We start from the raw sequence: 4,518 nt of genomic DNA on the forward strand, positions 1-4,518 counted from the left end.
GTCAACTTGTTTTTGAAATTCTCGGGCGATTTGACCAAAAACCGCTTTGTCTGCTTCATTTCCGTCACCTACTTTCAGGAATAAAGGTACATCTCCATCCCCACTTACGATTAAGTCAATCATAAATTGTTTCAAGTCAGGTCTTCGGTCGCGGGAGTAAGCTAAACGGCTTTTACTTCGGATCACCGATATAGACTCCAAAAGGGTTATAGCTGTTGGATCATGCAGGTTAAGCGCCGTTTAGCTTATGCGACGGTGGTGGAAGCAGAAACTTAAATCGTGAGGTTTAGGAATCGCCGCACTTTTAGGGCGGCGAGGATGTCAATAACTTGACATTTCATCTGGCCGAGGTTATAACTATACTAGAGTGCGTAGTATCCGTACTTTGCCCTAATAAAAAGTAACAAACCACTTAAAATGATCACAAACATCTCTAGACGACTAACCACTGGCGCTCTTGCTATCGCTGGCAGCGTTGCCGCTTTCGGCTTTGCCAATACTGCCCCCGTCCAAGCGCAGGCGGTGGATTGTTTCCCACAAAGTTTCAACAATTTCAAGGACAATCCTTGCCGGAAAGGGGACAAGTTGTTTACACACATCAACTCATCTGGCAGTGGTATAAATAGCCCGGGCAATTTTCTGACCATTACGGAAACCGTGCTGCCCTTGGGCGATTTGCACACCTTCACCTTCACCCCAGCTAACCCTCTGACCAGTTTAAGTGGCGTTTATGTCATAGATTACACGATCGAGATCGTTGATGACCCCGACACTCCCGACAACGAACTTTTGACGAAGATGTTCGAAGCATTCAGCGCTGGCTATACCACAACTGGCCAGACTGACTCCGGTGTCTCTCTGAACCAGACGGTTTGGTCAGATGCTTTCGGCGGGTCGAGTTTGGTCGGAACCTCGGAGGCCAAAAGCTCTAGTATTGGTGGCACTGGCTCTCCTGGCCTAACGGTTCCAATTGCTCCGAATATCCTGAAACTTTACGTCAGAAACACTTTCTCTGTCTCTGATGTTGACGGATCACTTAACAGTATCACCAACGATTTCAGACAAAAATCCATTGTTAAAACCCCCGAACCTTCTGCTATCCTCGGTATCTTAGCCGTTGCTGGTGTTGGTGCTTTCGCTCGTCGCAAGAGCTAGTCACTGCCATTGAATCAAAAGCAAGCGTTAAGGTTAAGCTTAACGCCTTTTTTTGTGTCTAGAGAAGGGGATGGGGGAGTGGGGGGTTCGAGCATTTGTATTAAAATATCCAATACGCAATTTAAATGCAGTATACTGTTCACTTAACAATCCCACTGGTCACTGATAATTGATCACTGATCACTGATCAGCCATTCCGAGGCCCTTTCACCTAAATCTAGGGCCAGACTAACCGCTTTACCGAGACGGGGACGCTCGCGGGTTTCGCGGATAAAAGCTTGAAATTGACTAAAACCACCCCATTCGTGGAGATAATTAGCGATCGCATTGAGATGTTCCAGATATTCAGACTCGGAGAGGGGAAAAGAAGCTTGTTCGAGATATTTCCACATTACCTGGACATGAACCTTATCTTTGATGCGTCGTAGCTGGATATCGTAGGAACGACCCCATTTTTCTAGTAATAATTGCTGTAAGTCCACACCCGTCATGGTTGCTATCGCTTCTCAGATGTCAGTCGGCCTCTTGATTTTATCACAAATGTCAGGGGAGGACCCTCGGTTTTACCGAAGGGATGAAACCTGAACAACATAGAACAGCAAAGCACAACGATCAGATATCTCCACTTGATCGGATAGTTTCAACCTGTTGAACTTTACTCCACTGTGACACTTTTGGCTAAATTGCGCGGCTGATCCACGTCTAAACCGCGACGGGCTGCGATATGATAGGAGAGCAATTGTAGGGGAATTACTGTTAGAATTGGCGATAATAATTCTTCAATTTCCGGCACATACAACAAATCATTAAAGACTTTTGGCGCTTCCGTATCGCTGTCGGCAACTACTCCCAATAATCGCGCATCCCTTGCTTTTGCTTCCTGTGCATTGGAGAGAACCTTATCATAAACTATCCCCGGCATAGCAATCGCTACTACGGGAACTTTTGCATCTAAAAGCGCGATTGGTCCGTGTTTCATTTCTCCGGCTGGATAGCCTTCCGCATGAATATAACTGATTTCTTTGAGTTTTAAGGCCCCTTCTAAGGCAATGGGGAAATTAATCCCCCGTCCCAAGAAAATAAAGTCTTGGGTGTCATTAAATTCATGGGCCAATTCTTCGATCGCTTTTTCCTGTGTTTCTAAGACAGTTTCGATCGATCTTGGCAGCGATCGCATTCCATTAATAATTTCCTCGATTCTCTCTAAAGACAAAGTTTGACGACGATAGGATAAATCCAAAGCTAAGAGATAAAAACCCAATAATTGTGCCGTAAAACTCTTAGTTGCCGCCACCCCGATCTCGATTCCTGCTTGGGTATTAATAATCTGATCGACCATTTGTGCTAGGGTACTTTCGGGGCGATTAGTAATACCGATAATCCGGGCCTGATATTTTTTTTCTAATCCTAAACGACGCTGTTTTTCCGTTTCCAAAGCCGCTAAAGTGTCGGCTGTTTCCCCCGATTGCGTCACCCCGATAGTTAAAGTATTGGGCATCAGGGGCGTGGGTGCATAGCGAAATTCCGAGGCGTACTGTACCCTGGTGGGAATACCTGCCAACTGCTCGATCAAGTATTTACCGACTAAACTAGCGTGCCAACTGGTTCCACAGGCTAAAATCTGAATATGTTCTAAATTATCGTAAATTTCTTCAGAAAAATTAATATTTATCGGGTTGACATTATCCTCATTTTGTGCTGTCCAATGGGGATGCAGATAGGTTCCTAAACAGTCGCGCACCACTCCGGGTTGTTCGTAGATTTCCTTGAGCATGAAGTGACGATAACCCTGTTTTTCTACGGTCGTCGGACTCCAATCGAGGACTCTGGGGCTTTTACGGACTCTTTTGCCCTCAAAATTATAAATTTCTACTCCCAAGGGTGTTAACCGAGCGATTTCGCCATTATCCAGGGACAGCACCGCCCGGGTATGGGGAACCAAAGCACTAACATCGGAGGCACAGAAAAACTCCCCTTGACCAAAACCGATGATTAAAGGGGCGTGTTGCCGCACGACAATCAATTCATCGGGATAATCGGGACTAATCACCCCTAGGGCAAAGGCCCCCTCCAAACGTTCAATTGCCCTTAAAACTGCCTTGAGGAAAGGACTCACCCCCAAGTAGTCTTCATCGGTAGGTTTGGGTAGATAACTGGCGATTAGATGGGGAATAACTTCTGTGTCGGTTTCCGAGTCAAATATGCAGCCTTTTTCCTTTAATTCTGTTCTTAATACCTGAAAATTTTCGACAATGCCATTCTGTACCACTGCCACCCGTTGACTATTATCGGTGTGGGGATGGGCATTACTTTCTACGGGTTTGCCGTGGGTTGCCCAACGGGTGTGACCGATGCCAATTTGGGAGGGATTAACTTCCTGTTCTAATTTTTCCCGCAGATTGTAGAGTTTTCCCTGGGCGCGGACTCGATGTAATTCACCTTCGAGAATTGTGGCAATTCCTGCCGAATCATAACCCCGATATTCTAAACGTTCCAAACCAGCTAGGAGAATATCGATCGCTGTTTGGGTTCCGATATAGCCAACAATTCCGCACATTCTTTCCCTGACCCCATTTAGGCTAAGTCCGATCTATTCTATCGCAAGCGTGACACTTGTTTGCTTAGAGGCTAAAGACGCACTGGTAAGGGCAAAGTTTCCTCTAATGGGACTCATCCTTCGCTCATTTTTGGGAGCAAGATGGGGTCAAAGAGTTGGAAAAGCTCACCCCGTCAAGGATTGAGCGAGCGGTACTGACGGGATTTGATCCTGAAGCAAAGAAGTCAGTCCCATACTCAAACAAGAGACCTCTTGCAAAAATCAAAAATCTTCCTTTAGGTGAGGAGTAAGGAGCCAGTAGCCAGGAGAATTAAGAATGAGCGTTAATTGATTAGGGTTTGCGGCAAAAAGTTTTTCGTGGGGGCAGGGTGTGGGGTGTAGGGTGTAGGGTTTTACCGATTTTGAGTGGGCATGGTGCGTTCCCAAAAATCGATCGGTGGAGCAGTGGGAGCCAGATTAGGGGACGCACCCTACAAGATCGCACTACGCAGTGCCTTCGGCATCGCACTACAATTGCTCCAGCAGCATATCGTACTCTGCATGGGAACCAACCCAGAACCAAATCACCGTATCATAGACAACATCTAACGTATAGGGCTTAATATATTCTAGCTTTCACGTTGCTACAGCGATGGCGTACTGTTACCCAGTGCCTTCAGCATCGCACTCTACTTCAACGCTTCGATCGTAACTAAACCACCCTCAATTGCCTGAATTCGCAAATCGTATCCTCGTAATAGCTGCATCCCAATCAACGGAACCGTCTCTGATTCGTTGATGTAAATCTCACGATATTGCCCGTCCCA

At 46.3% G+C, this 4,518-nt stretch carries 5 protein-coding genes and 1 pseudogene; 2 read left to right on the top strand and 4 right to left on the bottom strand.

Going from position 1 to position 4,518, the window contains the following annotated elements; translation table 11 throughout:
- Positions 1-174, bottom strand: a pseudogene (locus PX482_RS03485) (IS1634 family transposase); the annotation flags it as partial.
- A gap of 243 nt (positions 175-417) precedes the next feature.
- Between PX482_RS03485 and PX482_RS03490 the strand changes: the two are divergent.
- Positions 418-1,155 carry a PEP-CTERM sorting domain-containing protein gene (locus PX482_RS03490; protein ID WP_288027300.1) on the top strand — a complete coding sequence of 246 codons (738 nt, stop codon included), beginning with the start codon at positions 418-420 and terminating at the stop codon, positions 1,153-1,155.
- 173 nt (positions 1,156-1,328) lie between these two features.
- On the opposite strand, the gene PX482_RS03495 is transcribed toward PX482_RS03490, so the two are convergent.
- The 3 genes from PX482_RS03495 to PX482_RS03505 all read right to left on the bottom strand — a co-directional run bounded on the left by PX482_RS03495 (position 1,329) and on the right by PX482_RS03505 (position 4,138).
- Complete coding sequence (locus PX482_RS03495) at positions 1,329-1,646, bottom strand: DUF3067 family protein (RefSeq protein ID WP_002756874.1); 318 nt, start codon at positions 1,644-1,646, stop codon at positions 1,329-1,331.
- A 164-nt stretch (positions 1,647-1,810) separates the two neighbouring features.
- Positions 1,811-3,712 carry a glutamine--fructose-6-phosphate transaminase (isomerizing) gene (glmS, locus tag PX482_RS03500; RefSeq protein WP_012265785.1) on the bottom strand — a complete coding sequence of 634 codons (1,902 nt, stop codon included), beginning with the start codon at positions 3,710-3,712 and terminating at the stop codon, positions 1,811-1,813.
- 261 nt (positions 3,713-3,973) lie between these two features.
- Positions 3,974-4,138 (bottom strand): hypothetical protein, encoded by a 165-nt coding sequence (locus PX482_RS03505; protein WP_288027298.1) that lies wholly within the window; start codon positions 4,136-4,138, stop codon positions 3,974-3,976.
- Here PX482_RS03505 and PX482_RS03510 point away from each other — a divergent pair.
- A complete protein-coding gene (locus tag PX482_RS03510) occupies positions 4,124-4,300 on the top strand; it encodes a hypothetical protein (RefSeq protein ID WP_158499364.1) in 177 nt (58 codons plus the stop codon). The two genes, PX482_RS03505 and PX482_RS03510, sit on opposite strands and share 15 nt — an antisense overlap.
- Positions 4,301-4,518 lie beyond the last annotated feature (218 nt).

The organism is Microcystis sp. M53602_WE12 (assembly GCF_030065455.1).
GTDB lineage: Bacteria > Cyanobacteriota > Cyanobacteriia > Cyanobacteriales > Microcystaceae > Microcystis > Microcystis aeruginosa.